Origin of the sequence: Bartonella taylorii 8TBB (assembly GCF_902825155.1) — a bacterium.
GTDB lineage: Bacteria > Pseudomonadota > Alphaproteobacteria > Rhizobiales > Rhizobiaceae > Bartonella > Bartonella taylorii_A.
In genome coordinates this window covers 45,622-71,284 of sequence record NZ_CADEAG010000007.1, presented here as the reverse complement: position 1 = coordinate 71,284, position 25,663 = coordinate 45,622, and the positions used below count along the sequence as shown (strand labels likewise).

The window sequence follows — 25,663 nt, the reverse complement described above, 5'->3', positions numbered from 1 at the left end:
AGTAGCTACGGTAAATAGATTGATGAAACCATGTTGTTCATTTTTACAATCTATAAGTATGTATAAAATGCCTAAAAAGGATAAACTAAAAAGATCGTTTAAAAATAAAAACTATAGTGTTAAGTTATGCGAGCAGAAATAGAAACATTAGTCGATGAAATCCAAAAAGCAATTAAGTTGCTAAGGGGGCATCTTTGACTGGGATCAGTCGCTAAAACGTCTCGAATATCTCAATCAAAAAGCAGAAGATCCAACACTTTGGGATAATGCACAACAAGCGCAAGATATGATGCGTGAACGTCAACATCTTGATGATTCAATCAATGGCATTCGTTCATTTACAAAAACACTCGAAGAGTGCATTGAGTTAATCGCGATGGGTGAAGAGGAAGGCGATGTCGAAATTATCACTGATGCAGAAAATTCAATACGTAATCTTAAGAGTGAGATAGATAAGAGACAAATTGATGTGCTTCTTTCCGGAGAAGTCGATCCGAATGATACTTATCTGGAAGTTCATGCTGGTGCAGGAGGCACGGAAAGCCAAGATTGGGCTTCTATGTTATTACGCATGTATACGCGCTGGGCTGAACAGCATAAAATGAAGGTTGAGATATTAGAAATTCACGATGGAGAAGAAGCAGGAATAAAATCAGCGACTATTCTTGTAAAAGGGCATAACGCTTATGGTATGTTGAAAACAGAATCAGGTGTTCATCGTTTGGTACGTATTTCGCCATTTGATTCGAATGCAAAGCGCCATACCTCTTTTGCAAGCATCTGGGTTTATCCAGTCATTGATGATAATATTGAAGTTGATGTTTCAGAAGCAGATGTTCGTATTGATACATATCGTGCATCAGGAGCTGGAGGGCAGCATGTCAATACGACAGATTCCGCAGTGCGCATTACGCATATAAAAACAGGTATTGTTGTACAATGTCAAACGGAGCGTTCTCAACATAAAAATCGGGCAACTGCGTGGTCGATGTTGCGGGCAAGACTTTATGAAGAAGAACTCAAAAAGAGAGAAGAAGAAACAAATGCTGTTGAAGCTTCTAAAACAGAAATCGGGTGGGGACATCAAATTAGATCTTATGTTCTTCAACCCTATCAGCTTGTCAAAGATTTACGCACAGGTGTTGAAAATACTGATCCACAATCTGTACTTAATGGAAATTTAGATGCATTTATAGAAGCAACACTTGCTCAACGCCTTTATGGAAAAGGCCAAGAAATTGAAGATACTGATTAATCAGATACAATCTTTTTTAAGATCTTATAAGTTCATCACTTTGTGTATTAAATTCAATCCATATACCCAAATTCATTAAAGCCTATGGGAGGGTGGTTCTTACGCCTTATAGCCGCTCGAATAACAAAACTTATAAATCATTACGATGTAAAAGCGCAGCAGCAGCTAACACCTCTTCGGCATGTCTAGGTACGCTAACTTTACGCCATTCTTCTGCTATTTTTCCAGTTGTATCAATCAGAAAAGTGCTTCGTTCAACACCCATATATTTGCGCCCATACATGCTTTTTTCAACCCAAACACCGTAAGCCTCAAGTGTCGTTTTTTCTTCATCGGAAACAAGGATGATATCAAGCGCGTGTTTTGTTTTGAATTTATCATGTTTTCGAATACTATCTGGAGATATTCCAATAATAACAACTCCGATTTCATCAAATTTTTTTTTCAATCTGGTAAAATCAATCGCTTCACTCGTGCACCCACTAGTATCGTCCTTCGGATAAAAATATAAAACAACGATTTTTCCTTGAAGATCAGAAAGACATAATTTCCCTCCACCATCGCGTGGTAAATCAAAATTAGGAGCAGAGGAGCCTTTCATCAATCTTGTCATTTTTTGTCTTTCTTTTTTTCGTAAGCATTGCGTATAAAAATACAGAGAAGAAATCACTCTTCAACTTTATATCATAAAGGTTAAATTGAGAAAAGAAAGTTCGTGTGAAAAACCATAAGCATCAAGATATTATTACGTAACAAAAGAACATAAAGATTAGAGAAAGAAGACAAAGAATTATAAAGAAATTATACTGGTTTCAGTATCACGTGTTTTTTCTTACCGAAGGAAAGTTTAATCATTCCTGATATGTTGACATCTCCTTCAAAAACAAGATGTGTTTCATCTTCAATGATTTTATCATTGATACGCACACTTCCGCCTTGAACATGTCGGCGCGCTTCACTGTTAGATTTGGCTAATCCTGCTTGTACTAAAAGAGTTAGTAAGCCAACACCTGTTTTTAATTTTGCTGTATTAATATCAACAGTTGGAAGATTTTCCCCGTGTGCTTTTTCTTCAAAAGTTTTACGAGCGGTTTCTGCTGCTGCTTCCGCAAGACTACGTCCATGCAACATTGCTGTAATTTCTGTTGCAAGAATTTTCTTTGCTTCGTTAATTTCAGTCCCTTGCAATGTAGAAAGCTTAAGAATCTCATCCATTGGCAATGTGGTATAAAGCTTTAAAAATCGTATAACATCAGCATCTTCTGTATTGCGCCAATATTGCCAAAATTGATAAGGCGAAAGCATATCTGCATTAAGCCATACGGCGCCATTCAATGACTTACCCATTTTTGCACCGGAAGAAGTTGTCAGCAATGGCGAGGTTAATGCATACAACTGCGTTGTTCCTAACCGATGTCCTAACTCAATTCCGTTGATAATATTGCCCCATTGATCAGAGCCACCCATTTGCATACGAAGACCATAGCGCTTATAAAGTTCAACAAAATCATAAGCTTGTAGGATCATATAATTAAACTCTAAGAATGACAAAGAATGTTCACGTTCAAGTCTCAGCCTGACAGAATCAAACGACAACATACGGTTGACTGAAAAATGTTTTCCTACATCACGTAAAAATTCTAAGTAGTTTAAATTGCATAACCATTCAGCATTATTGACAATGCATGCATCGTTATTTTTATCACCAAAGGTTAAATAGTGAGCAAATACCTTTTTAATACTAGCGATGTTTGAAGCAATATCATCTTGTGTCAGAAGCCGTCGAGCTTCATCTTTGAAAGAAGGATCGCCGATCAGCCCTGTTCCTCCACCCATCAAAGCAATAGGGCGATGTCCGGTTTTTTGTAACCAATAAAGCATCATAATTTGAAGAAGACTTCCGGCATGTAGACTTGATGCTGTAGGATCAAATCCAATATAAGCGCTTACAACTTCTTTTGAAAAAAGATCATCTAAGCCTTTTTCATCCGAAATTTGGTGAATAAAGCCACGTTCGCTCATAATGTGTAAAAAATCAGATTTAAAGGCAAGCACGAATTTTATTTCCTGACTAATATTGCATTCGTTTATTAATGGATCGTTAGTGCATTTTCTCTACCATAAATAATGCGTATCTCACAAGAGAACAGACAATATTGGCAACGAAAGATAATACAGATACTATTTTGCTTGTATATTTTAGGGAAACATTCTTCTCATTGAGAGGGAAGGTGTTGTTTTTCTTCCTAAATGCAGGTGGATATAGAAAAGCTAGAAAACAATGTAAAAAACAAGAAGGCACCTTGCTATCAGAAAGATTTTTTTCATTTTTTATAAATTTCTAGCGCTTTTAAGTAAGTGAAAGTATTTCAGGGGGAGGAGTGAGGAATTCACCTGTAATATGATTGTCTAAATATTGTGCGCATCGTTCAATAAGTTCTTGATTGCACCCACTAAAAAAGTGATTAGCACCTTCCAGTATTTCTTGTGTAATGGTAATGCCTTTTTGTGTTTTCAATTTATCCACAAGCGTTTGTACATCTTTTGGAGGAGCAACTTTATCGATATCACCGTGAATAATAAGCCCAGAGGAAGGACAAGGGGCAAGAAATGAAAAGTCATAAACATTAGGTTGAGGAGCAACAGATATAAAGCCCTCAATTTCTGGTCGACGCATTAAAAGCTGCATACCAATCCAAGCACCAAATGAATATCCCGCTACCCAGCAATTTTTAGAATCAGGGTGCTGTGTTTGCACCCAATCGAGTGCAGCTGCAGCATCTGAAAGTTCTCCTATTCCATAATCAAATTCGCCTTGGCTACGGCCAATACCACGAAAGTTAAAACGTAATGACGTAAAGCCACGTTGTTGGAACATGTAAAAGAGATCATAAACAATTTTATTGTTCATTGTTCCACCAAATTGGGGATGAGGATGTAAAATAATCGCAATTGGTGCATTTCTTTGTTGTGAAGGTTGATAACGTCCTTCCAGCCGACCTGCAGGACCATTAAAAATAATTTCTGGCATTAAATGCTCCTTAAATGCTATAATGGCTTTCGTTAACCTTAGTCGACTTTTACCATAGAATCTTTTAATTAATCACTAGATATTCTTTTTTAAGTGCATTTTTCAAGAAAATTGCACTATTTTTTTAATCAATGCATAAGATGAATGGTTGTTATGTAAAATGGTTGTAAGACGCCGATATTTTGATCATAATGCGACAACACCGCTCAAGAAAACGGCACGGGTGGCATTACTGGAAGCCTTAGAGATCTTTGGTAATCCGTCATCTGTTCATGCAGAAGGACGTGCTGCTAAAGCTTTGTTGCAAAAAGCGCGCCGACAAATCGCTAAAAATCTTAACACACATCCAGACCATATTGTATTTACGTCTGGTGCGAGTGAAGCAGCAATGACTTTATTAACACCCTTTTATAACATGGGGAGCTCTAAAGTCAAATTTTCTCATCTTTACATTGGCGCTACTGAACATCCATCTGTTGCAGAAGGGGGACGTTTTTCTAAAGAATGCATCAGCACGGTTGCTGTTGATCAAGATGGTCTCATTCAACAAGATAAATTAGCCTCTCTCTTAAGCGTTCACGATAAAACAAAAGGCCTCCCTCTTGTTGCTATTCAAGCTGCAAATGGTGAAACTGGTGTTATTCAACAAATAAAAGAAATAGCTGCTATTGTTCGGGATTCTGGAGGCATTCTTATTGTTGATTTGACACAATATGTAGACAAAAACTTTGTTGATATTAAACAGATAGGAGGGGATTTTTTCATACTATCTGCGCATAAGATTGGTGGACCTAAGGGAGTAGGTGCTTTTGTTTCATGTGGGAACCTTTTGATGCCACATCCTCTTATTATGGGAGGTGGGCAAGAAAAAGGTTTACGTGGAGGAACAGAAGCATTGCCGCTTATTGCTGCTTTTGGAGCAGCGATGGCTGATTGTTTCACCCAAGAAGAGATAAAGCAACTAATGTGTTTACGCAATAAATTAGAAGATGGAATACAGAAAATGTGCAGTGATGTTGAAATTTTTGGCAAAAGAGTTCAGCGTTTGCCAAACACAACTTATTTCACTGTGCACAATATAAAAGCTGAAACTCTGCAAATTGGTTTTGATTTGGCTGGGTTTTCTGTATCTGCAGGTTCTGCTTGTTCTTCGGGAAAAGTAAAAAAAAGCAAAGTTTTGGAAGCAATGGGGCATCATGTTCCAAATGGAGCAATTCGCATTTCAATAGGACGGTGCACAACTTCTCAAGATATTGATGATTTTCTATTGTTTTTTTCTCAAATTATCAGTAATAGATAAAGAGTAGAATTTATCATTTGATACTTATAAATTAGAATTATTTTAAAAAATAAAATAAGCTTGATTGAAATTTTCCCACTTTATCTATAGCCTAGAGAATGGATTGCGCACTTTAATCTTGTGAAAAAAACAGGGCTTTTAGTCACCGGTTCTTGATGCCAAAAAATGGAGAAAGTTTATGCCGGCAGTACAAGAAACAATACGCCAAGTACGTGAAATAGATGTTGATCAATATAAATATGGTTTCGAAACCAATATTGAGACAGATAAAGCTCCCAAAGGTTTAGATGAAAATATTATCAGATTTATTTCTGCTAAAAAAGGTGAACCTGAATGGATGTTGACATGGCGTTTACAAGCTTTTCACCGTTGGTTGACAATGCAAGAGCCCAATTGGGCGCGTATTGAATACCCCAAAATTGATTTTCAAGAGCTTTATTATTACGCTGCTCCTAAAAATCATACAGGACCAAAATCTTTAGATGAAGTAGACCCAGAATTGTTGGCAACCTATGAAAAACTTGGCATTCCTCTCAAGGAGCAAGAAATTTTGGCAGGAGTAAGAAAACAATCTGATCCTTCTGCTTTTGATGATAGTATTTATACATCAGGACAAGTAGCTGTTGATGCGGTCTTTGATTCTGTTTCTGTTGTGACAACATTTAAAAAAGAGTTGGCACGTTCTGGCGTTATTTTTTGCTCTATTTCAGAAGCAATTATAGAACATCCTGATCTTATTAAGGAATATTTAGGAGCAGTTGTACCAGCGGGTGATAATTATTATGCTGCCTTAAATGCAGCTGTTTTTACAGATGGCTCATTTGTTTATATCCCAAAAGGGGTTCACTGCCCCATGGAACTTTCAACCTATTTTAGAATTAATGAACGTAACACAGGCCAGTTTGAAAGAACACTGATTATTGCCGATGAAGATTCTTACGTTTCTTATCTTGAGGGTTGCACAGCACCTCAACGTGATGAAAACCAACTTCACGCTGCTGTTGTTGAACTTATTGCGTTAAAAAATGCAGAAATTAAATACTCCACAGTACAAAATTGGTATCCTGGTGACAAAGAAGGTAAGGGTGGCATTTATAATTTTGTAACGAAGCGAGGAGATTGTCGAGGGGATAATTCTAAGATTTCATGGACACAAGTTGAAACTGGTTCTGCAATTACTTGGAAATATCCATCTTGTTTATTGCGTGGTGATAATTCACGTGGGGAATTTTATTCCATTGCCGTTGCAAATGGTTATCAACAGATTGATTCCGGTACCAAAATGATTCACTTGGGAAAAAATACATCAAGTCGTATTGTTTCTAAAGGTATTTCTGCTGGTTTTTCAAATAATACATATCGGGGGCAAGTTACAGCACATCGAAAAGCGCAAAATGCGCGTAATTTTACGCAATGTGATAGTTTACTAATTGGGAATGATTGTGGTGCCCATACAGTACCTTATATTGAAGCAAAAAACGCAACAGCACAATTTGAACATGAAGCGACGACATCAAAAATTTCTGATGATCAGCTTTTTTATGTTATGCAGCGGGGAATTCCCGAGGAAGAAGCAATAGCGTTAATTGTGAATGGTTTTGTAAAAGAAGTTATTCAAAAACTTCCAATGGAATTTGCTGTTGAAGCACAAAAACTCATTGGTATTAGCCTCGAAGGTAGCGTTGGGTAATTGTTTAGGTAAGAGCGTGCTTAACGTAAAACGGCCAAAACAGGATTTAATTATGTTAGAGATAAAAAATTTACGTGCCCGGATTGTTGGGACCGATACAGAAGTTATTCGCGGTTTGAATTTGACGATTCAAGATGGTGAAGTTGCTGCTATCATGGGACAAAATGGAGCTGGAAAATCGACTTTGTCTTATTTGCTTGCTGGTCGTGAGGATTATGAAGTGATAGAAGGTGATATTCTTTACAATGGACAATCCATTTTAGACATGGATCCAGCAGAACGTGCGGCATATGGTATTTTTCTTGCATTTCAATATCCAATGGAAATACCTGGAGTAGCAACGATGGAGTTTTTAAAAGTTGCGATGAATTCTCAACGCAAAGCACGTGGTGATGAAGAGCTTAAAATTCCTGAATTTATAAAATATGTTAAAGAGATTTCTTCAAAACTTGAAATAGATATGAACATGCTAAAACGTCCATTAAATGTAGGTTTTTCAGGTGGAGAAAAAAAACGAGCTGAAATTCTACAAATGGCACTTCTTGAACCTAAACTTTGTATTTTAGACGAAACAGATTCTGGTCTAGATATTGATGCGTTAAAAATTGTTGCAGATGGTGTTAATAAACTTCGAGATTCAAAGCGTTCATTCTTGGTTATTACTCATTATCAACGTCTGCTTAATTATATTATCCCTGATACGGTACATGTTCTTTATAAAGGACGCATTATTAAAAGCGGCGATAAATCGTTAGCACTTTATTTAGAACAAAATGGATATGCTGATATTATCCATGAAGCGGCTTGAGGTCATTGAATATGAGCGTGAACGCACAGCAAGAATTGTTAGAGGTTGAAAAAGATATACTCAATAATTTCAACCGATCTATAAGCAATTTACCCGGCGATAGGGCGGTGCGGGCAGTCCGTAAGAGAGCTATTGAATTGTTTCAAAATACACGGCTTCCTTCACGTAAAATCGAAAGTTGGCACTATACGAATCTTCGCACGTTATTAAAATCTGTTAATAATTTTTCAGAACTAAATGATGGGAAATTTGTTGATCCCTTATTTCCAGAAGGAATTGTTTTTTCTATTAAGAATGGAAAAACATCTACAGCGTCAAACATGGAAAGTATTACAGTAGAACGTCTTGCAGATGCATTAAAAGAAAATCCTGTAAAGATAGATCAAATTATTTCTAATGACGATTTTATTGGACAATTAAATACAGCTTTTGTTACGGATGGTTGGCTTTTTCACATTCCTGAAAATACGAAGTTAGCTGTTCCCATCGAATTACAAAATATTCAAATGGGTGGGCAATCCCACATTTTTTCAGACATAAAAATTGATAAAAACAGTCAAGCTGTGTTTGTTGAACATCAGATTGGTAATGATAAAGATACCTTTGTCAGTTCGATATTTTCTTTAGACATTGCGGCTTATAGTGATATTACATGGATAATTATTCGAAATCGTGGTTTCAGTTCTACACAGTTTGGCCGATTTCGTGCGGTTCTTGGTCAAGGAGCTAAATTATCGCTTTATGTGATTAATATAGGTAGTCAACTTAATCGACACGAAATTGATATTGAATTACAGGGAGAAGAGGCTGATTTTCAATTACGAGCAATAAATTTGCTATCGGGGCAAACGCATAGCGATCTTACAATGAACGTTCATCATGTTGAAGAAAAATCAACTTCAACTGAAATTATACGCAATGTGGTTACGGATAAAGCAGTTGGTGTTTTTCAAGGAATAATACGCGTTGCTCAAAAAGCGCAAAAAACAGATGCGCGCATGGCTTGTAATAGTCTTATTCTTTCAGATGATGCAGAATTTAATGCAAAACCTGAATTAGAAATTTTTGCTGATGATGTGGCATGTGGTCATGGTGCGACAGTTGCCAACATTAATCATGATCATCTCTTTTATCTCATGGCGCGCGGTATTCCTTTTAAAGCAGCTTGTGCACTTTTAATTAAAGGATTTGTCTTCGAGCTTATTGAAGACATTAAGCAGGATAATATTCAAACTATTTTGGAAAATATTATGAGTACGTGGTTAGAAAAAAATGTTTAAGGTACAAAATGGGAAATAACGTACAAACATTAAATTATGATGTAGAAGCAATTCGGCATGATTTTCCTCTTTTGCACCATAGTGTTTATGGTAAGCGATTGGCTTATCTTGATAGTGGTGCATCTGCTCAAAAACCGCAAGCTGTGCTTGATGCGATGAATAATTTCTATCAATGTCGTTATGCAAATGTGCATCGAGGGATACATTTTTTATCGAATGCAGCAACACAATCTTATGAAAATGCTCGCGAAACGGTTCGTGCTTTTTTAAATGCTCAAACTGTGAAAGAAATTGTTTTTACGAAAAGTGCGACAGAAGCTATTAATACCGTTGCTTATGGTTGGGGGATGTCAAAATTAAATAAAGGTGATGAAATTGTTCTCACTATTATGGAACATCATTCCAATATTATTCCGTGGCATTTTATTCGTGAACAAAAAGGTGTTAAACTTGTGTTTGTACCAGTGGATGAGAATGGTATCTTACATATTGAAGATTTTAGAAAGGCTTTAACTGATAGAACGAAGCTTGTTGCTATTACGCATATGTCCAATATATTGGGGACTATTACTCCTGTTAAAGAGATTGTTAAGCTAGCGCACCAAAATGGTATTCCTGTTCTTGTTGATGGTTCTCAGGCTGCTGTACATTTAACAGTTGATGTGCAAAACCTTGATTGTGACTGGTACGTCTTTACGGGACATAAGCTTTATGGTCCTACAGGTATTGGCGTTCTTTATGGTAAAGAATATAGGCTAGAGGAAATGCACCCTTTTCAAGGGGGAGGGGAAATGATTGAGGATGTAACTATTGATAAGGTTTTTTATAATGCTCCCCCTTATCGCTTTGAAGCGGGCACTCCTCCTATAGCTGAAGCCATTGGATTGGCGGCTGCTATTGATTATATAGAGAAAAAAGATAGAAATGCTATTCACGCACATGAAAAAGCGCTTTTATCCTATGCACATGAAAGACTTGAAACGGTTAAATCATTGTGTATTTACGGCCGTTCTCCTCATAAAGGCACTATTATATCTTTTGAAATAGAAGGCATTCATGCGCATGACATCGCTATGTTTATTGATAGGCAAGGTGTTGCTATACGTGCAGGAACGCATTGTGCACAACCTTTATTACAACATTTTGGTTTAATATCTGCTTGTCGTGCATCATTAGCCATGTATAGTAATCATGAAGACATTGACCAGTTAGTCGAAGCATTAGAAAAAGCAAGGACATTTTTTAATGGCTAAATCAATTGAAGAGCATCATTCTACAGAATCTGTTGAAACTGTAAGGGAAAATAAAAAATCCTATATATCAACAATTCCGGCAGATGAAATTGATCGTATGACCAATGATATTATTGCTGCTCTTAAAACAGTTTATGATCCGGAAATTCCTGCTGATATTTATGAGCTAGGATTGATTTATCGTATTGATATTGAAGATGATCGTTCAGTAAAAATTGAAATGACACTCACAGCACCAGGGTGCCCCGTTGCTGGTGAAATGCCAGGATGGGTAGAAAATGCTGTAAGCGCAGTTGAAGGTATTTCACATGTTGAAGTCACCATGACGTTTGATCCACCATGGACACCTGATTGTATGTCAGAAGAAGCGCAAATTGCTGTCGGATGGTACTGATACTATTCTTATTTAATGCATTTATAAGTAAATTTATTGATTTTCTGCAATCATTTAAATTTAAGGACAATCTACTATTATAGAGAATCTTATAGTTTCATAGTTCATCGTGATGTCAGTCTTATTCTTCTATAATACCACACGCCAAACGTGCACCACCTCCGCCAAGTGGTAATGGCTTATCGGATTGATTATCTCCCCCTATATGAATTATTAACGAGCGCCCTGTAATTTCTGAAAGTTTTTTAATTCGTGGAGCAAGAACACTCATTGTTGAATCGCCTTTATCATCGACGTAAAGTACAGGTAAATCACCCAAGTGACCATTCATATTATAAGGTCCAAGATGTTTATAAGTATGGTTCGGGTCATAGTGTCCACCTGCAGCACCACCAATCACACCCTCTTTCGTATCACATGAAGGATTTTCATGCACATGAAAGCCGTGCAAACCTTCCGGTAAGGTGGACAAATTTGGTGTAAAAATCAGACCATGTGCATTTTCTTCAATTTCAATTGTACCAATAGGGTTCTTTATGTTGTTCTTTTGTATCTCATAAATTTTTACTTTTATAGATTTTGCTAATACAGTATTATGATAAATGCAAAACGTTAGTAAAGCTAAGAATGGAAGGAAAATTTTATTTATAGAGTATTTTTTTCTATTCATTTTAAACAACTTTTATAAATTTAAAAATATTTATTTTGATAAAGTCTTTACATTAAGTATAAAATGTAAATGCAGTGCTATGCTTGATAAAGAGTGTTTTTGTATTATACGTGTTTTGCTATTTTCTAAAATAATTCTAACAATACTTTGCTTAAAAAGTATGATTAAGAGAGAAAACTTTATAAGTTCAAAGTCACTCTTTTTACACATTTCTAAGAATATCTAAAATAATATTTCATATCTCTTAAATAATGCAGCTTTTATAGACTGATAATTATATTTCACTTACATTTATTCAAGAGACGGTTCTAAAAAAACAGAGATTTTTAATGTCTCATGAGAAATCAAGTAAGTAATTTTAATAAATTAGCTAATACCTTGGTCATAAGGTAACGCGATTTTTTTATTATGAAGTTTATACAAAGAAATAATTATTGTGATGTGTATAAATTTCCCATGAAAACACAAAATGTACCGACCAAAATACCCATTATTGATCCTATCATTGCACCAATTATTATTCCGATCGAAAATGCTATACCTATACCCATTGCGATAATTGGACCAAATCCTGGCAGAGCAATATAACCATAAGTTGCAAGAATTGCTGCGATTGCTCCTGATATACTGCCATTTACACTTCCAATAAAAGCTGGTTCTTTAATAGAGTGAAAGATTTTTTTAAAAAAAGTTCTTTTATAGCTATTAGAAGCAACATTACTATAGATTTTAAAATCAATCACATTTTTTTCTTTCATTTTGAACGCTAACTGTTCCAGAATAATCAACTGATACGATAAAATAGCACTTTTTAAATTCTACTAAAGCACGCCAAATGCCTTTATCGTCTAAACGCAATCGTTTAACATTTGTGAAACCATTTTGCATGAAGCAGTTTCTAATTTGTGAAGCAGTAAACGAATTTTGTCCTGGTTTAGTAATGTCTTTAGTGAAGCTATATGCAGAAGTTTGACAATAGGGGGCATAAAAAACTTTACTTATTGAAGCCGTAACTATAGACGATAGACATATAACAATTATAAAAAAAATAATTAATTTTAAAATTCTACTTAATATCATCTTATTACCATATGTTAAAATACTAACTCATTAACCTTTATATTGATAACAGGTTCCCAATAATATTTTATTTTAATATTATACTTAACGAAGAAAACTTATGAAAATCTATATTGCTTAACCAAAGTCATTTTTTTCTTTATTTTTTTATGAAACAAAATAACGCAATTAACTATTTTAAAAGAATTTTTCTATCTCGTTATTTATTCAAATATACGATTTTACAGTACTCATATCATCAACTCTGATATAAAAAAATCTATTACGTAAGAATTCTTATCTAAGAGAATGTGAGATATCAGAATGTTTTAATAACTCCTGCATATAATTTCTTCTTTTTCCAATTTTATTTGTTTTTCAGAAGTGAAAAAAACAGTGTAAAAAATAAAACAGTGCTTAAGTTTAAATGTCTAAGTAAAATGTAAAAATCAGAAATATTTTTCTTATCAATAATTATTATGTTTTGGTGCTAAAATAATTTTTTCTTTTTTTGCTTTATGCACTGTATAAAATAATTTATATTTGCTTGATTTAATTAGTAAATTTATCTGCAAAATTAAATATTATTCTTGTTATTATTGTTCATTAGTTTACTTCATTGGTATCAGTTATTTTTTCATATTAATGGAATTTTTTAGGCTATTTAATCGGAAATATTTGTATAATTTCTTTGAATCCGTGACCAGGATACATTCCTTCTCGCATGAATAAATTACGTAACGGTGAGCAACTACGTAATAATCCGAGACCAAGGCTTCGTACGATATGAACAGGTAACATATTAGAAAGGAGAGTAGAGTTGAGCATATGAACAGATCCACTTCGGATCAATATATCAGGTTTTCGACACTTGTTATAACGTGCAACAATCATTTCAGAATTATAATTGGATATTTTCTTAGGTAAAATATCAATCAAAGTTTGCACATCACGAAACCCTAAATTTAATCCTTGCGCTCCAATAGGAGGAAAGACATGGGCTGTTTCACCCACTAAAATCGTTCGATTGGCAGCAAAACGATGAGAAATAAGTCCTGAAAGTGGCCATACCTGAATTGCCGTTTCTAATGTTAACTTTCCAAGCATTGATTGCATCTGGTCTTCTATGACTTTTGCAATTGTTTTTTCCTTCATATTCAATAATTTTTCAGCACGACAAGGACTAACGACCCATACAAGACTGGATCTTTTTCCTGGTAGTGGAACCTGTGTAAATGGACCATGTTCTGTATGAAATTCAGTTGATGTATTTTGATGAGAAAAATCATGAGAAAAATTGAGAATCAGTGCTTTTTGTGGATAATCCCACTGTTTAACACCTATACCCGCTGCCGCTCGTGTTAGAGAACGGCGTCCATCAGCAGCGACAACAAGTGATGTTTGAATAACCCTCTCATCTGCAAGGGTAATCCGTACATGACTCTTTTGGTGGTGGAAAGATTTTGCCGAAGAAACAAATCTTGTAATATTGGGCGTATGTGTGATACGACAAGCTAAAGCATTGTTTAACTCTATATTAGGAATATTATAACCAAAAGCTTCCTCACCAATTTCAGCAGAAGAAAAATCCACAGTAGGAGCGCGTACAATCCTAGAAGTTATATCTATGATTCTAATAAAAGATAAAGCGGCTGCATGACCTTTAAGAATATTCCAAATATTGAGTTTTTGAAGGACACGTATTGCTGGCATCATAAGAGTGGTTGTCCGTAATTCATTTGCATGAGAAGGTGGACCAATAAGACAAATAGAGTGCCCTTTATCTGCAAGACTAAGTGCTGCTAACATGCCGACTGGGCCTGCACCAATGATAGCAATATCTTTATGATCGTTTCTTTTTAATGTCACAATTACTTGAACCTTTCCCCATTTATCAAATATTTTAACATTTCTATATGAATAATCTCTTTTTATTATATGAAGTTATTCTATTATATTATGTAATAAATAATGCGATATAAAAAAGTAACCTTTTTGTGATTTTTTTTTACAATTAAAATCATATCATGGAAAAAATGGCGTACTGGTTATATGGATAAAAATTTTAAAAACGAGGATAAGAAAACCTTGAAACGTAAGCTAGCAAAAAAAATTAAAACAAATGCTGATCGATTGCGCCATAAAAAAGTAACGATGCCACAAGCAAAAGCCTTTTCTGTCCATTTACTCACAGCCTCGGGTTCATTTTTAGCATTTCTTTCCCTTATATCGGCGTCTCAAAAAGAATGGACTGCCATGTTTTGTTGGCTTGGGCTTGCACTTCTCGTTGATGGTATTGACGGGCCAATTGCACGCAAACTTGATGTTAAATACGTACTTCCAACATGGTCTGGAGAACTTTTAGATAATATCATTGATTATGTAACTTATGTTTTAATTCCAGCTTTCGCGCTTTATCAAAGTGGTTTGATAGGTTCAGGATTGTCATTTTTATTGAGTGCTATCATTGTCATTTCATCAGCTATTTATTATGCAGATACCGGAATGAAAACCAAAGAAAACTTTTTTAAAGGGTTTCCTGTAGTTTGGAATATGATGGTTTTCACGCTTTTTGTAGTGAATCCAAGAGAATGGATTACTTTTACTATTATTGTCTTATCAGCAGTTATATCTTTTTTACCAATTTATTTCATTCACCCAGTAAGAGTTATCCGTTTGCGGTGGCTTAATTTTCCAATTTTTCTCTTATGGTGTTCTTTTGGTGTTGTTGCCTTCTTTTATCAGCTTAATGCTCCATATTGGGTTAAGATAGGGATTTCAGTAACAGGTATTTATATGTATTGTATTGGTGCTGTCATGCAACTATTTCCCCAATTTGGAGCAAAAAGCATAATAAAACAATAAGATAATAGATATTTAAAGACGGGGATAAAATGCAAATTGATTTTGGAGCAGGGAATGATATCTCTTTTACAAAAGAAGGGCATGCTGGTATTATAAAGCTCACACGCCCTTCAGCATTAAACGCTCTTAATCAACGAATGGTGTTTGCTTTTCAAAAAGCTCTTAATACATGGGAAACAGATGATGATGTTTCTTGCGTCTTGGTTGAAGGAGAGGGGCGTGCTTTTTGTGCTGGTGGAGATGTTGTAGAAATTTATCATATGGGAAAGAAAGACTCTTCTTACCAATATTTTAGAGATGAATACCGCTTAAACGCTTACATTAAGCGTTTTCCAAAACCCTACATTTCTTTCTTGAACGGTATTTGGATGGGAGGAGGGGTAGGTATTTCTATATACGGTTCACACCGAATTGTTACAGAAAATACAATCTTTGCTATGCCAGAAGGCGCTATTGGATTTTTTCCAGATGTTGGCGCAAGCTTTTTTTTACCATCTCTTCCTGATCATTTTGGCATTTATCTTGCATTGACCGGTGCACGCATAAAATGGGGGGATTGCTTAAATTTAGGGTTAGCAACACATGCTGTTCCTGCAGTTGAATTAGAATACATTAGAAAAGCTATTATTGAGCAAGGAAACCCTAAATTAGCTTTAGATAAACAAGCGATTATAAAAGACTATGAAACAAGCCATAAAATACGTCGTGTTATCAGCGCTTGTTTTAGTACCCACATATTGGAGGAATGTATTGAATTACTTTATAAAAAAAGTAATCAAGGGGTCTTATTCGCCAAAGAATGTTATGATATTTTGCAGTCGCGTTCTCCAACAAGTTTAAAAATTATTTGGAAACAAATGAAACAGAACCTATTTCAAACTTTGGAAGATTGTATGAAAATTGAAAACCGCATCGCACATCATATGATCAGTTCACATGATTTCCGTGAAGGTGTGCGTGCAATGTTAATTGATAAAGACAAAACACCTAAATGGCAACCAAACAAACTTTCATCTGTAACAGATGAAATGATAGATGCTTACTTTCAACCTGTTGAAAAAGAATTATTATTTTGAAAAAGAAACTTCAAAAACAGATTTCAAAAATCACTTTAATTTATAAGTGCTATTTGCGATTTTTAGCACTCATTTGCTTAGGTTTAAGTGTTTTTTATTGGGTGCGTCTTATTGGTATATTTCCAGGTGTTCTATGGCGTTTTGATCTTATGCCATGGCAGTGGCAGTTTGCATCAGCCATATTAGCCGTTGTTTATCCTATCGCCTTAATTGGACTTTGGATGTATTCACTGTGGGGAGTTGTTTTATGGTGCGTTGCAGCATTTACCGAAATATTAACGAGGTATTATTCCGATTATCAGCCGTTTATACCATTGTTTTATGGAATATTATTTTTAACTTTTATAATACTACAAATTATAATGATCTTTTTAAAAAGGAATCATGCAAGAGAGTACTAGATTAAAAATTAAAGAAACCATTGCGATTCAGGCTTTCGGGCCAGCCAGAGAATAACTGCCCCGATTTTCAGTCTTAAAAGGTCGTAAAGTTTTCTTAAACAAAAGGTACCCACCATAAATCCCAAGGGCTAGTCGCTTTTGAACAAAATATCCATAGTAATGTCGAGATAGTTCCCCAGAGTGCCATTGCCATGTAACATATCCTTTCTATTTATAAAAGTTCCATAATATATATTATGCGATAAATAATGATGTAGAGTAAAAAATAGAGGGGCCTGATCAAAACAGAGCAAATCCTAATTTAGATACATTAATCGTATTTATGTCGCATAATTCACTTTTTAAACAAAAGTATGTCAAAAATTTGACAACGGAATAGTATATCTATTAAAAAAAAATTTGGCTTTAAGTAATATTACTTAAAGCCAAAAAGGAATAACTAATAAAATATAATATAAAAAAACTATTGTGATAATTTACAACGTTTCATATGTGCGAGATCACTCAAAACAGCATTGCGGTTATTTAAAGCTGAAATTTCATTGCTTTCACTTGACTTTACATCAAGAAAAAACAAGGCAGGAACAAATACAACACTTGCTGCAGTTAAAGCTACATTTTTATTTCTTGCTCTAGAACGTTCTGCTATTGTCGCTTCAATTTGGCGTTTATTAGCCCAAAGCTCCCGTTGAATATCGGCGCAGCTCATTGCCCCATCGTGTAATGTTGTAACTGAAATATTTTTTTCTAAACGTCCCCCACATGCTGATAAAGAGACCGCTAAAACCACAACACATATTGCCCGCTTAAAACACTTATACATAAAACCTCACTTTTAACATAAAAAAGACACAACTATGTCAAAAATGATACAAAATAAAGACTAGAATTTTAAAGAATGTTTTAGTTAACAGGAAATATTGTTTTTTTAGATTTGTACATCTGTTTCAAAAACAAGTCCTTGATGTGCGGGCTCAACATATGGTGGGACATAATTTACAACTTTATTGTAATCAAGTGATCTATCCATATGTGTGAGTATAGCTTTTTGAGGTTTTAAATATTTTATCCATTGTAACGCTTGATCAACAGAAAGATGACTTGGGTGAGCTTCAAATTGCAGAGCCTCAATAATTAAAACATCCAAATTCATTAATTTTAGTAACGTTTTTTCAGGAAATTTACTAACATCTGTACAGTAAGCAACATTGCCAATACGAAAACCTAAAGAGTAAATATTACCGTGACATTGTAAATGCGTATTGACGGTTATTGCTCCTCCCTGCCCTTGAATTATAAATTGGCTATCTTCATTGATAGTATGCGCTTTTAAAATGGGTGAATAAGATGAACCTCTTGGCTTCTGAAAACAATATCCGAATGCGTTTTTCAAATGCTCTAGTGTAAACTCATCTGCATAAATATCTATTAAACATTTTTGCGCAAGTGCATAACTGCGTAAATCATCAATACCATGAATATGGTCTGCGTGAGAATGCGTATAAAGGGCGGCATTAAGATGACTTACGCGGGCTTCGATCATTTGTGATCGAAAATCTGGACCAGTATCTATGACGACGGTTGTTTTTTTTCCTGATGTATGAATACGCTCGACTAATAAAGAACTTCTGTAGCGTTTATTTTTAGGATTATTAGGATCACAAGCTCCCCAATCACCATTAGGGCGTGGAACTCCTGGAGAGGAACCACAGCCTAATATTGTAAATCGGTACCGATCACACATGCCTTTTGCCTCATTTCATTTTACTAAATAAATGAAAAGCATTGCGTGTTGTTATTTGAGATATTTCCTCAATACTTAAACCAATTGTTTCAGCCAAAGTAGTAGCCGTATAACGTACAAAAGATGGTTCATTTCTTTTCCCTCGATGAGGAACAGGTGCTAAAAATGGTGCATCCGTTTCCACCAATAAATGCTCATGAGGTACAATTTTTGCTATTTCACGGATTTCAAGCGCATTTTTAAAAGTAAGAATACCTGAAAAGGAAATATAACCACCAAGTTCAATACCAGCACGAGCAAGTTGCATCCCAGACGAATAACAGTGAAGTACAAATGGAAAAGCCCCTTCTTTTATCTGTTCGCGTAATATTTGCTCCATATCTCCATCTGCATTGCGTGAATGTATAACAAGAGGTAGCTGCGTTTCTCTAGAAGCTATAATATGTTCGTGGAAAATTTTTTTTTGCTCTTTTGGTGAAGAATAATCATAATGATAATCCAGCCCCACTTCCCCAAACGCAACAATCTTGGGATGCTTGGATAGATTGATAAGACTTTCAGCTGTAATCTTTTGTTCTTCATGGGCATTATTGGGATGGGTACCAACGGAACAAAATACTTGATTATAGGCTTGTGTAATTGCCAAAAGCTTATCCAACTTACGAACATGTGTTGAAATCGTTATCATACGTTTAACATTAGCATCTAAAGCCCGTTGTATGACATCATCAAAATCTTGCGCAAAATCCTCAAAATCAAGATGACAGTGTGTATCAATCAACATGATGAATATCGTCTTTCTTCAAGATATAACGAGGAAAAATTGGTTCTGGTGTCGGAAGATCAAGACCTTCTTGAATCTTTGAATGGCTTATATGATGCAATAACCGATCGTCTTTAGCAACAGCGAGGCTGTCAAGAAGCTTGTCTGCTGATTGTGGAATGAAAGGTAACAGCATAATTCCTATTCGTCGCAAGATTTCTACAGTTATATAAAGAACTGTAGAAAATCTTTCTGGATTATTTTTCCGTAAACTCCAAGGTTGTTCGTTGGCAAAATAGCGATTTGCATCTGCTACAACTGAAAAAATAGCTGAAAGTGCTAAATGCACCTCATGACAAGACATAGCTTGGCGTACAGTCTCAAGTGCTCGAAGAGATTGTTTTAAAAGCTGTTCATCTTGATCTAAAAATGCAGCTGGTATAGGAATTTTTGCATCGCAATTTTTGGCAATCATAGACAAAGAGCGCTGCGCTAAATTACCAAGATCATTCGCAAGATCTGCATTAATGCGGTTCACAAAACTATCATGGCTATAACTGCCATCTTGTCCAAATGGTACTTCACGAAGAAGAAAATAACGGAGCTGATCAAGACCATAGTGATTGACCATTTCAAAAGGATCAATAACGTTTCCAATGGACTTTGACATTTTTGTACCGCGATTGAGTAAAAAACCATGAGCAAAAATATGCTTAGGTAATTCAATTCCAGCAGACATTAAAAATGCTGGCCAATAAACTGCATGAAAACGAATAATATCTTTACCAATGATATGAGTGTTCGCAGGCCAAAAATTATGTTTTTTTGAACTCTCATCGAAAAAGCCAATTGCTGACAAATAATTTGTTAGTGCATCAACCCAAACGTACATCACGTGTTTTGGATTACTTGGAACAGTAACTCCCCAATCAAAATTTGTCCGTGAAATAGAAATATCTTTTAAACCTGATTTGATAAAACTTATAACTTCATTACGTCGTTCGAGTGGAGCAATAAAATCAAAATGTTTTTCATAATATTCAAGAAGGGCTTTTTCATAACGGGAAAGTCTAAAAAAATAACTCTCTTCTTCGTTCCATTCAACTGGAGAGCCTAATTCCTTTTCACGACGGATGTTATCTTCTCCAACCTCCGTATCCTTCTCTTCATAATACGCTTCCTGACGAACCGAATACCAGCCCGTATAACGGCCAAGATAAATATCGCCATTCGCTTCCATCTTTTTCCAGATTTCTTGACAAGCTTGATAATGGCGATCTTCTGTTGTACGAATAAAATCATCGTTAGAACAATTTAATACTGCAAGCATTTTTTGAAACACAGCGCTATTACGATCCGCAAGTTGCTTAGGCGTCATTCCCAACGCTTCTGCTGTCTGTTGCATTTTTAAACCATGTTCATCCGTACCAGAAAGAAAAAATACAACTTGGCCATCTAATCGTTGAAAACGAGCCAAAGCATCACTTGCAATTGCACTATAGGCATGTCCAATATGTGGAGTACCATTAGGATAAAAGATTGGAGTTGTTATATAATATATATCACGCATGTCATACTCGTTATAAAACGCAATCAAAGATTACAAATGGCATAACGTCTGTTAATCACATTGTCACGCAAAAATCTCACTCTCGCGAATGATCTTATGGATTTTAAAAAGCAGATTTATAATAAATTGCTTCTTATCAAGATTAAACGATTGTATTTCTCTTATTTTTTGATGAATCTCTTGCCACACTTGCGCACAATTTTTTGAGAGCAACAAATCTCCTCTTTCAACGAGCATGATAGCTCTTTCTTGAATTTTATCAAGAATTTCATCGCTAAACTGTTGAAATTGAACATCTGAAGAAAGTGTTTGAGCAAGAACGTGTACGATAGCGGGATTGCAAACAGATTGCTTAAAGAGAGTATCAATGGTTTGAACAATTTCAAATCCACCGTGAAAAATAAGTAAGGCAGCTTTTCGAGGATTTCCTTTAGATTTTTGAATAATCACTTCAATAGCTTCTTCATCATTTAAATCGTGATTGGAAAAAACATGTGTAATGACTTGTTTCATCTCATCATTATGCAATGGTCGTAAAGAGATCTGTTGGCATCGTGAGCGAATTGTTGGAAGCAGTCTTCCTAAGGAGTGTGTAATAATAATGAATAAAGTTTTTGCAGGAGGTTCCTCAAGCATTTTAAGAATTGCATTAGCCGCACTTCTATTCATATCATCGGCGGAATCAATGATAACGATACGCCACCCATTATCTCGCGATGTCTGGTTTAAAAAATGCATAACATCGCGGATATCATCAATAAGTATACCTGTTTTGAACTTTTGGTTTTTTAAATCAAAGCGACGTGAAATGTGCAAAAGACCAGGATGACTGCCCTGCATAATTTGGCGCCACGTACTAGAATTAGACTCTGGTTGCAGGAAATCACTCTTTTGAGAGCTTAAAATATTCCACGCAAGATGAAACGCCAATGTAGCCTTTCCAATCCCATGTTCTCCTTCAAATAATAATGCATGGTGTAAACGTCCTTCCTTATGCATTTGTGCCAAAAAATGACGAGCATCCTCATGGCCAAAGATCATACTATTTTGTGAAGGTGATAAAACTGTATCAATATTATCATATTGGCGTAAAGAATTGACGTCATTCATGTAAAATGGTCCATCATTGCTTGATCACAAATACTTTTTATTTGGTCTGCAACAACGTGCATTGTATTTGTTGCATCAATCACACGAAATCTATGAGGTTCTTGTTCTGCCAGTCGAAGAAAAGCTTTGCGCCTTTGTTCTTGAATCTCAAAACTATCTTTTTCAAAATAATCGATCGTTTTTGTTTTCTTTATGTAATTTACATCTTCCAAGAATCTTCGATTATTTGCACGTTTCATAGCATATTTTGCTGATATATCTAATAAAAATGTTAAATGAGGCATTATTCCATTGAGTGCAACACGTTCTAAAACGGAAAGAATAGAAGAACTTATTTTATTATGGAGTCCTTGATAAACACGTGTAGAATCAATAAAGCGATCACATAAAACGACTTTTCCTTCTTGCAAAGAAGGCGTGATAACCTCAGTAACATGATCGATGCGTGCGGCTGTAAATAAGACAGCTTCAATTAAAGGCTCATACTGTTGTATCTGACCAGACAATAAAATATGACGTATTATTTCTGCACCTAGCGTTCCTCCTGGTTCTCGTGTCATAACAACTTCATAGCCTTTTCCCTTGAGATGGTCAGCAAGGAAAGAAATTTGTGTTGTTTTTCCTACTCCGTCCCCCCCTTCAAATGTGATAAAATAACCTGACACGTGTAAACCTTAATCCTTATGAAGCATGCACTAGAAATATTCTCGTAACCATCCAATTGTTATTTCATAGAATGCATCTTTTACTTTTTTAAAGAAACTTCCCTCCTGAATATTGATTCCAGCAAAAACTGGCTTTTCAAGAAGAAGTTTTTTATCTTCTAAAATTTGAATAACACCAATTGGCTGCCCTAAAGCAATAGGAGCTTTCAATGGACCACGGTATTTAATTTTTGCTTTAACATTGATTTTTTTTTCATTCAAAAGCATAAAACTTACTGGCTTTTTAACAATAAGTGGAACAGAATTGTGTATTCCACCATAAACAGAAGCATAGCCAACTGTTTCTCCTTCTGTAAAAACCGTTTTAAGATCAAAAGCTGTCATTCCCCATTGAAGAATGCGTTCTACTTCTTTTGCATATCCTTTACCATCTTGCAAACCATTTACTGCTAAAAAAAGGCGCCTATGATTTTTATAAACGGAAGCAACCATTGAAAAACCTTCTTTTTCACTATAGCCAAAACCAAACCCTTCTGCACCAATTTTCTTAGAAATAAGAGGATTTTTGTTCCGTTGAAAAATCTTATTCCAAGTAAAGTAAGGTTCACGATAAAGGGCATAATAAGAGGGGTATTCATGAACAATATGACGTGTTAGTACGATCATATCACGCAATGTTACAAACTGCCCTTCTTCAGGAAGCCCTGTCGCATTAACAAAACAGCTATGTGATAATCCGAGTATTTTAGCCCTCTGATTCATCAGCTTTGCGAAATTAGCCTCACTTCCCGCTATTCCCTCAGCAAGAATAATAGCAGCATCATTGCCATTAACAATAATTAAACCGCGCAAAAGGTCAGAAACACTAATTTCTGTCTTTACTTTTGCAAACATGGTAGTTGTACCGGAAGGTGCTCCACCTTTGCGCCAAGCATTCTCACTTACCTTGAATTTTTGTGTATCACTTAACAAGCCTTCTTTTAATTGATGAAATATAACTTCAGCCGTCATCAATTTTACTAATGAAGCAGGAAAAAAAGTAATGTCACTTTGTTTTTCAAGAAGTATTGTATCTGTATCATTATCCAATAATAGTAATTGCGGTGCAGAATCTTGAAAATTTTGTGCTCTCCCCCACCCTTCCAATGTCAACATCCAAAATAAGGTGAATAAAACCCTTAATGCTGTGCGCATAACCGTTTCTCCTATATCTAAAGGAGCAGCATAAAGAATCTCCTTATGCAAGAAAAGATTTGTTTTCTTGTAAATTAAAAATCACCAAAAAATGAGAACAGTTTCTTATTTTTGCTCACTATCATCAAAATAAACAAGCATGCTGCATTTCCCTTTTCATTTCTCACGTAGAATTTATTTTTAATGTTTTAAATGCCTACAAAGCGTAATTGATGCTCTTAAGCGTTACCTTTTTCATAACAATATGCAGCTTCATCTTTTTGTTTAAAATACCTGCAATTAATTAACGCGTATCTTTTTGCTTGGTTTATTTATGAAAGCCACTTGATCAAAGGACATCGGCTTATCAATCAAAACTGGACCATTTTCTGGCAATCTTACTGAAAGAGTTTTATTGAGTTGTTTTTGTTCAATTGCAGATTCATCTAATCGTTTTTGATTATCTGCACCGATTCTTTCTAGCACAATATTTTTTCTTTCTTTCGAAATATTCGCCAATACCAATGAGGATGGACCCTCATTCCCTGATGTATAAGAAGCCATTAAATAAGCACCATCATAATAACCAACAGGCGCTTCAGAAATATATTCCACTTTAACATTTGTTACGCCTGCACTTGCATATCCAAGTATTTCTGCAGCTTGCTTTGATAAATCAATGATTCTATCTTTCATAAAAGGACCCCGATCATTCACCCTAACAATGAGTGAAGATCCGTTTTTCAGATTAGTAACACGAGCATAACTTGGTAAAGGCATTGTAGGATGAGCAGCAGTCAAAAGATTCATGTTATAAATCTCACCGTTTGCAGTTAAACGCCCGTGAAAATCTGCACCATACCATGATGCTTCTCCAACACGCTGATAGGTTGGATCATTTTGGGGATAGTACCACTTTCCGTTTACTTGGTAAGGTTTACCGACAATAGCCTGCCCATTTTTCTTTTCTTTTAACTGATTTTGCCCACGTGCATTTTTTTTAGGAAGAACAGCAGTTTTTACGTTGGTTGCTCTATTATTGTAAAAACTTTTTATTGTAAAATGTGCTGTTTGGCTTGCACAGCAAGATACCAATAACTGGGAAACAACTACTACAGAAACAAATTGAAATGTTGAGTTAAGAATAGAAGTAAACTTCTCTTTGCTAATTAAAAGCATTTATCATCCCGCTTATTTTTAATTAAATATTTACTGCAAAAAAATCACATCGCACCTTCTATATGCGACAGAGAAATTCACATTTTCGGATAATTCCCCACGCACAGCTATAATAGCCCAAAAAAGTACCTTTTATCAAGAAATTAATATATTATTAATCTTTTTATGATTTTTCGCAAGAAATAAATGCAATCTCATAGACGTTATGGATGAATTAAAGAATAAAGAAATCAATATCTTCATAAAAAATATGATTTCATAATATAAACTGTGAATAAGTATGATGATTCTGTATAACGAGTAGTAAATCACTCTAATTAATGCAAAAAAAACGTAAATTAATAGAACAATCCAATAATTACGGACCATTTTCTTGA

General features: G+C 35.2%; 25 protein-coding genes. 10 read left to right on the top strand and 15 right to left on the bottom strand.

What is annotated here, in order from left to right:
* Window positions 1–126: 126 nt before the first annotated feature.
* Window positions 127–1,255, top strand: a protein-coding gene (prfB, locus tag J7R13_RS06520) for a peptide chain release factor 2 (RefSeq protein WP_208437982.1) whose coding sequence is annotated in 2 segments (ribosomal slippage) — window positions 127–195 and window positions 197–1,255 — 1,128 coding nt in all. Because the reading frame shifts where the segments join, the coding sequence is not laid out codon by codon here.
* Between the two features lie 130 nt (window positions 1,256–1,385).
* Here prfB and J7R13_RS06515 read toward each other — a convergent pair.
* The 3 genes from J7R13_RS06515 to J7R13_RS06505 all read right to left on the bottom strand — a co-directional run bounded on the left by J7R13_RS06515 (window position 1,386) and on the right by J7R13_RS06505 (window position 4,286).
* Window positions 1,386–1,868: a peroxiredoxin gene (locus J7R13_RS06515; RefSeq protein ID WP_040296999.1), complete on the bottom strand. Its 483-nt coding sequence runs from the start codon at window positions 1,866–1,868 to the stop codon at window positions 1,386–1,388.
* 188 nt (window positions 1,869–2,056) lie between these two features.
* The gene (gene tyrS, locus J7R13_RS06510; RefSeq protein ID WP_208437981.1) at window positions 2,057–3,310 is read right to left on the bottom strand and encodes a tyrosine--tRNA ligase; all 1,254 of its coding nucleotides are present in this window, start codon (window positions 3,308–3,310) and stop codon (window positions 2,057–2,059) included.
* Between the two features lie 295 nt (window positions 3,311–3,605).
* Window positions 3,606–4,286 carry an alpha/beta hydrolase gene (locus J7R13_RS06505; protein ID WP_208437980.1) on the bottom strand — a complete coding sequence of 227 codons (681 nt, stop codon included), beginning with the start codon at window positions 4,284–4,286 and terminating at the stop codon, window positions 3,606–3,608.
* 160 nt (window positions 4,287–4,446) lie between these two features.
* On the opposite strand from J7R13_RS06505, the gene J7R13_RS06500 reads away from it, so the two are divergent.
* The 6 genes from J7R13_RS06500 to J7R13_RS06475 all read left to right on the top strand — a co-directional run bounded on the left by J7R13_RS06500 (window position 4,447) and on the right by J7R13_RS06475 (window position 11,011).
* Window positions 4,447–5,586, top strand: a complete 1,140-nt coding sequence (locus J7R13_RS06500; RefSeq protein WP_208437979.1) for a cysteine desulfurase family protein — start codon at window positions 4,447–4,449, stop codon at window positions 5,584–5,586.
* Window positions 5,587–5,764: 178 nt separating this feature from the next.
* Entirely contained in the window at window positions 5,765–7,276 is a 1,512-nt protein-coding gene (sufB, locus tag J7R13_RS06495) for a Fe-S cluster assembly protein SufB (RefSeq protein ID WP_208437978.1), read from the top strand.
* 52 nt (window positions 7,277–7,328) lie between these two features.
* Entirely contained in the window at window positions 7,329–8,084 is a 756-nt protein-coding gene (gene sufC / locus J7R13_RS06490) for a Fe-S cluster assembly ATPase SufC (RefSeq protein WP_208437977.1), read from the top strand.
* An 11-nt stretch (window positions 8,085–8,095) separates the two neighbouring features.
* A complete protein-coding gene (gene sufD / locus J7R13_RS06485) occupies window positions 8,096–9,364 on the top strand; it encodes a Fe-S cluster assembly protein SufD (protein ID WP_208437976.1) in 1,269 nt (422 codons plus the stop codon).
* Between the two features lie 8 nt (window positions 9,365–9,372).
* The gene (locus J7R13_RS06480) at window positions 9,373–10,617 is read left to right on the top strand and encodes an aminotransferase class V-fold PLP-dependent enzyme (RefSeq protein WP_208437975.1); all 1,245 of its coding nucleotides are present in this window, start codon (window positions 9,373–9,375) and stop codon (window positions 10,615–10,617) included.
* Window positions 10,610–11,011, top strand: coding sequence for an SUF system Fe-S cluster assembly protein (locus tag J7R13_RS06475; protein WP_208437974.1), 402 nt, complete (start codon window positions 10,610–10,612; stop codon window positions 11,009–11,011). Before J7R13_RS06480 ends, J7R13_RS06475 begins: the two co-directional genes overlap by 8 nt.
* Window positions 11,012–11,132: 121 nt before the next feature.
* Here the strand turns inward: J7R13_RS06475 and sodC are convergent, their stop codons facing one another.
* From sodC to J7R13_RS06460, 4 genes are all read right to left on the bottom strand, one after another.
* On the bottom strand, window positions 11,133–11,681 hold the full coding sequence (sodC, locus tag J7R13_RS06470; protein WP_208437973.1) for a superoxide dismutase family protein: 549 nt from the start codon (window positions 11,679–11,681) through the stop codon (window positions 11,133–11,135).
* A gap of 431 nt (window positions 11,682–12,112) precedes the next feature.
* A complete protein-coding gene (locus J7R13_RS06465) occupies window positions 12,113–12,439 on the bottom strand; it encodes a hypothetical protein (protein ID WP_208437972.1) in 327 nt (108 codons plus the stop codon).
* Window positions 12,417–12,761 (bottom strand): hypothetical protein, encoded by a 345-nt coding sequence (locus tag J7R13_RS09670; RefSeq protein WP_246786301.1) that lies wholly within the window; start codon window positions 12,759–12,761, stop codon window positions 12,417–12,419. The genes J7R13_RS06465 and J7R13_RS09670 overlap by 23 nt, the downstream gene beginning before the upstream one ends.
* Window positions 12,762–13,400: 639 nt before the next feature.
* Window positions 13,401–14,549: a UbiH/UbiF family hydroxylase gene (locus J7R13_RS06460; RefSeq protein WP_425523226.1), complete on the bottom strand. Its 1,149-nt coding sequence runs from the start codon at window positions 14,547–14,549 to the stop codon at window positions 13,401–13,403.
* Window positions 14,550–14,792: 243 nt separating this feature from the next.
* Between J7R13_RS06460 and pcsA the strand changes: the two genes are divergently transcribed.
* Genes pcsA through J7R13_RS06445 form a run of 3 tightly spaced genes read left to right on the top strand, consistent with a single transcriptional unit; the run spans window position 14,793 to window position 17,082 of the window.
* Window positions 14,793–15,605, top strand: a complete 813-nt coding sequence (gene pcsA, locus J7R13_RS06455) for a phosphatidylcholine synthase (protein ID WP_208437970.1) — start codon at window positions 14,793–14,795, stop codon at window positions 15,603–15,605.
* Window positions 15,606–15,634: 29 nt separating this feature from the next.
* The gene (locus J7R13_RS06450) at window positions 15,635–16,681 is read left to right on the top strand and encodes an enoyl-CoA hydratase/isomerase family protein (protein WP_208437969.1); all 1,047 of its coding nucleotides are present in this window, start codon (window positions 15,635–15,637) and stop codon (window positions 16,679–16,681) included.
* On the top strand, window positions 16,678–17,082 hold the full coding sequence (locus J7R13_RS06445; RefSeq protein WP_208437968.1) for a DUF6163 family protein: 405 nt from the start codon (window positions 16,678–16,680) through the stop codon (window positions 17,080–17,082). The genes J7R13_RS06450 and J7R13_RS06445 overlap by 4 nt, the downstream gene beginning before the upstream one ends.
* 463 nt (window positions 17,083–17,545) lie before the next feature.
* On the opposite strand, the gene J7R13_RS06440 is transcribed toward J7R13_RS06445, so the two are convergent.
* From J7R13_RS06440 to J7R13_RS06405, 8 genes are all read right to left on the bottom strand, one after another.
* Window positions 17,546–17,905, bottom strand: a complete 360-nt coding sequence (locus tag J7R13_RS06440; RefSeq protein ID WP_208437967.1) for a hypothetical protein — start codon at window positions 17,903–17,905, stop codon at window positions 17,546–17,548.
* 105 nt (window positions 17,906–18,010) lie between these two features.
* The gene (locus J7R13_RS06435; RefSeq protein WP_208437966.1) at window positions 18,011–18,826 is read right to left on the bottom strand and encodes an MBL fold metallo-hydrolase; all 816 of its coding nucleotides are present in this window, start codon (window positions 18,824–18,826) and stop codon (window positions 18,011–18,013) included.
* A gap of 10 nt (window positions 18,827–18,836) precedes the next feature.
* Window positions 18,837–19,610: a TatD family hydrolase gene (locus J7R13_RS06430; protein ID WP_208437965.1), complete on the bottom strand. Its 774-nt coding sequence runs from the start codon at window positions 19,608–19,610 to the stop codon at window positions 18,837–18,839.
* On the bottom strand, window positions 19,600–21,159 hold the full coding sequence (metG, locus tag J7R13_RS06425) for a methionine--tRNA ligase (protein ID WP_208437964.1): 1,560 nt from the start codon (window positions 21,157–21,159) through the stop codon (window positions 19,600–19,602). Before metG ends, J7R13_RS06430 begins: the two co-directional genes overlap by 11 nt.
* Window positions 21,160–21,222: 63 nt before the next feature.
* Window positions 21,223–22,269, bottom strand: coding sequence for a DNA polymerase III subunit delta' (locus tag J7R13_RS06420; protein ID WP_208437963.1), 1,047 nt, complete (start codon window positions 22,267–22,269; stop codon window positions 21,223–21,225).
* A complete protein-coding gene (tmk, locus tag J7R13_RS06415) occupies window positions 22,266–22,934 on the bottom strand; it encodes a dTMP kinase (protein ID WP_208437962.1) in 669 nt (222 codons plus the stop codon). The genes J7R13_RS06420 and tmk overlap by 4 nt, the downstream gene beginning before the upstream one ends.
* 30 nt (window positions 22,935–22,964) lie before the next feature.
* Window positions 22,965–24,128, bottom strand: coding sequence for a D-alanyl-D-alanine carboxypeptidase family protein (locus tag J7R13_RS06410; RefSeq protein WP_208438005.1), 1,164 nt, complete (start codon window positions 24,126–24,128; stop codon window positions 22,965–22,967).
* A gap of 279 nt (window positions 24,129–24,407) precedes the next feature.
* Complete coding sequence (locus J7R13_RS06405) at window positions 24,408–25,286, bottom strand: septal ring lytic transglycosylase RlpA family protein (RefSeq protein ID WP_208437961.1); 879 nt, start codon at window positions 25,284–25,286, stop codon at window positions 24,408–24,410.
* Window positions 25,287–25,663 lie beyond the last annotated feature (377 nt).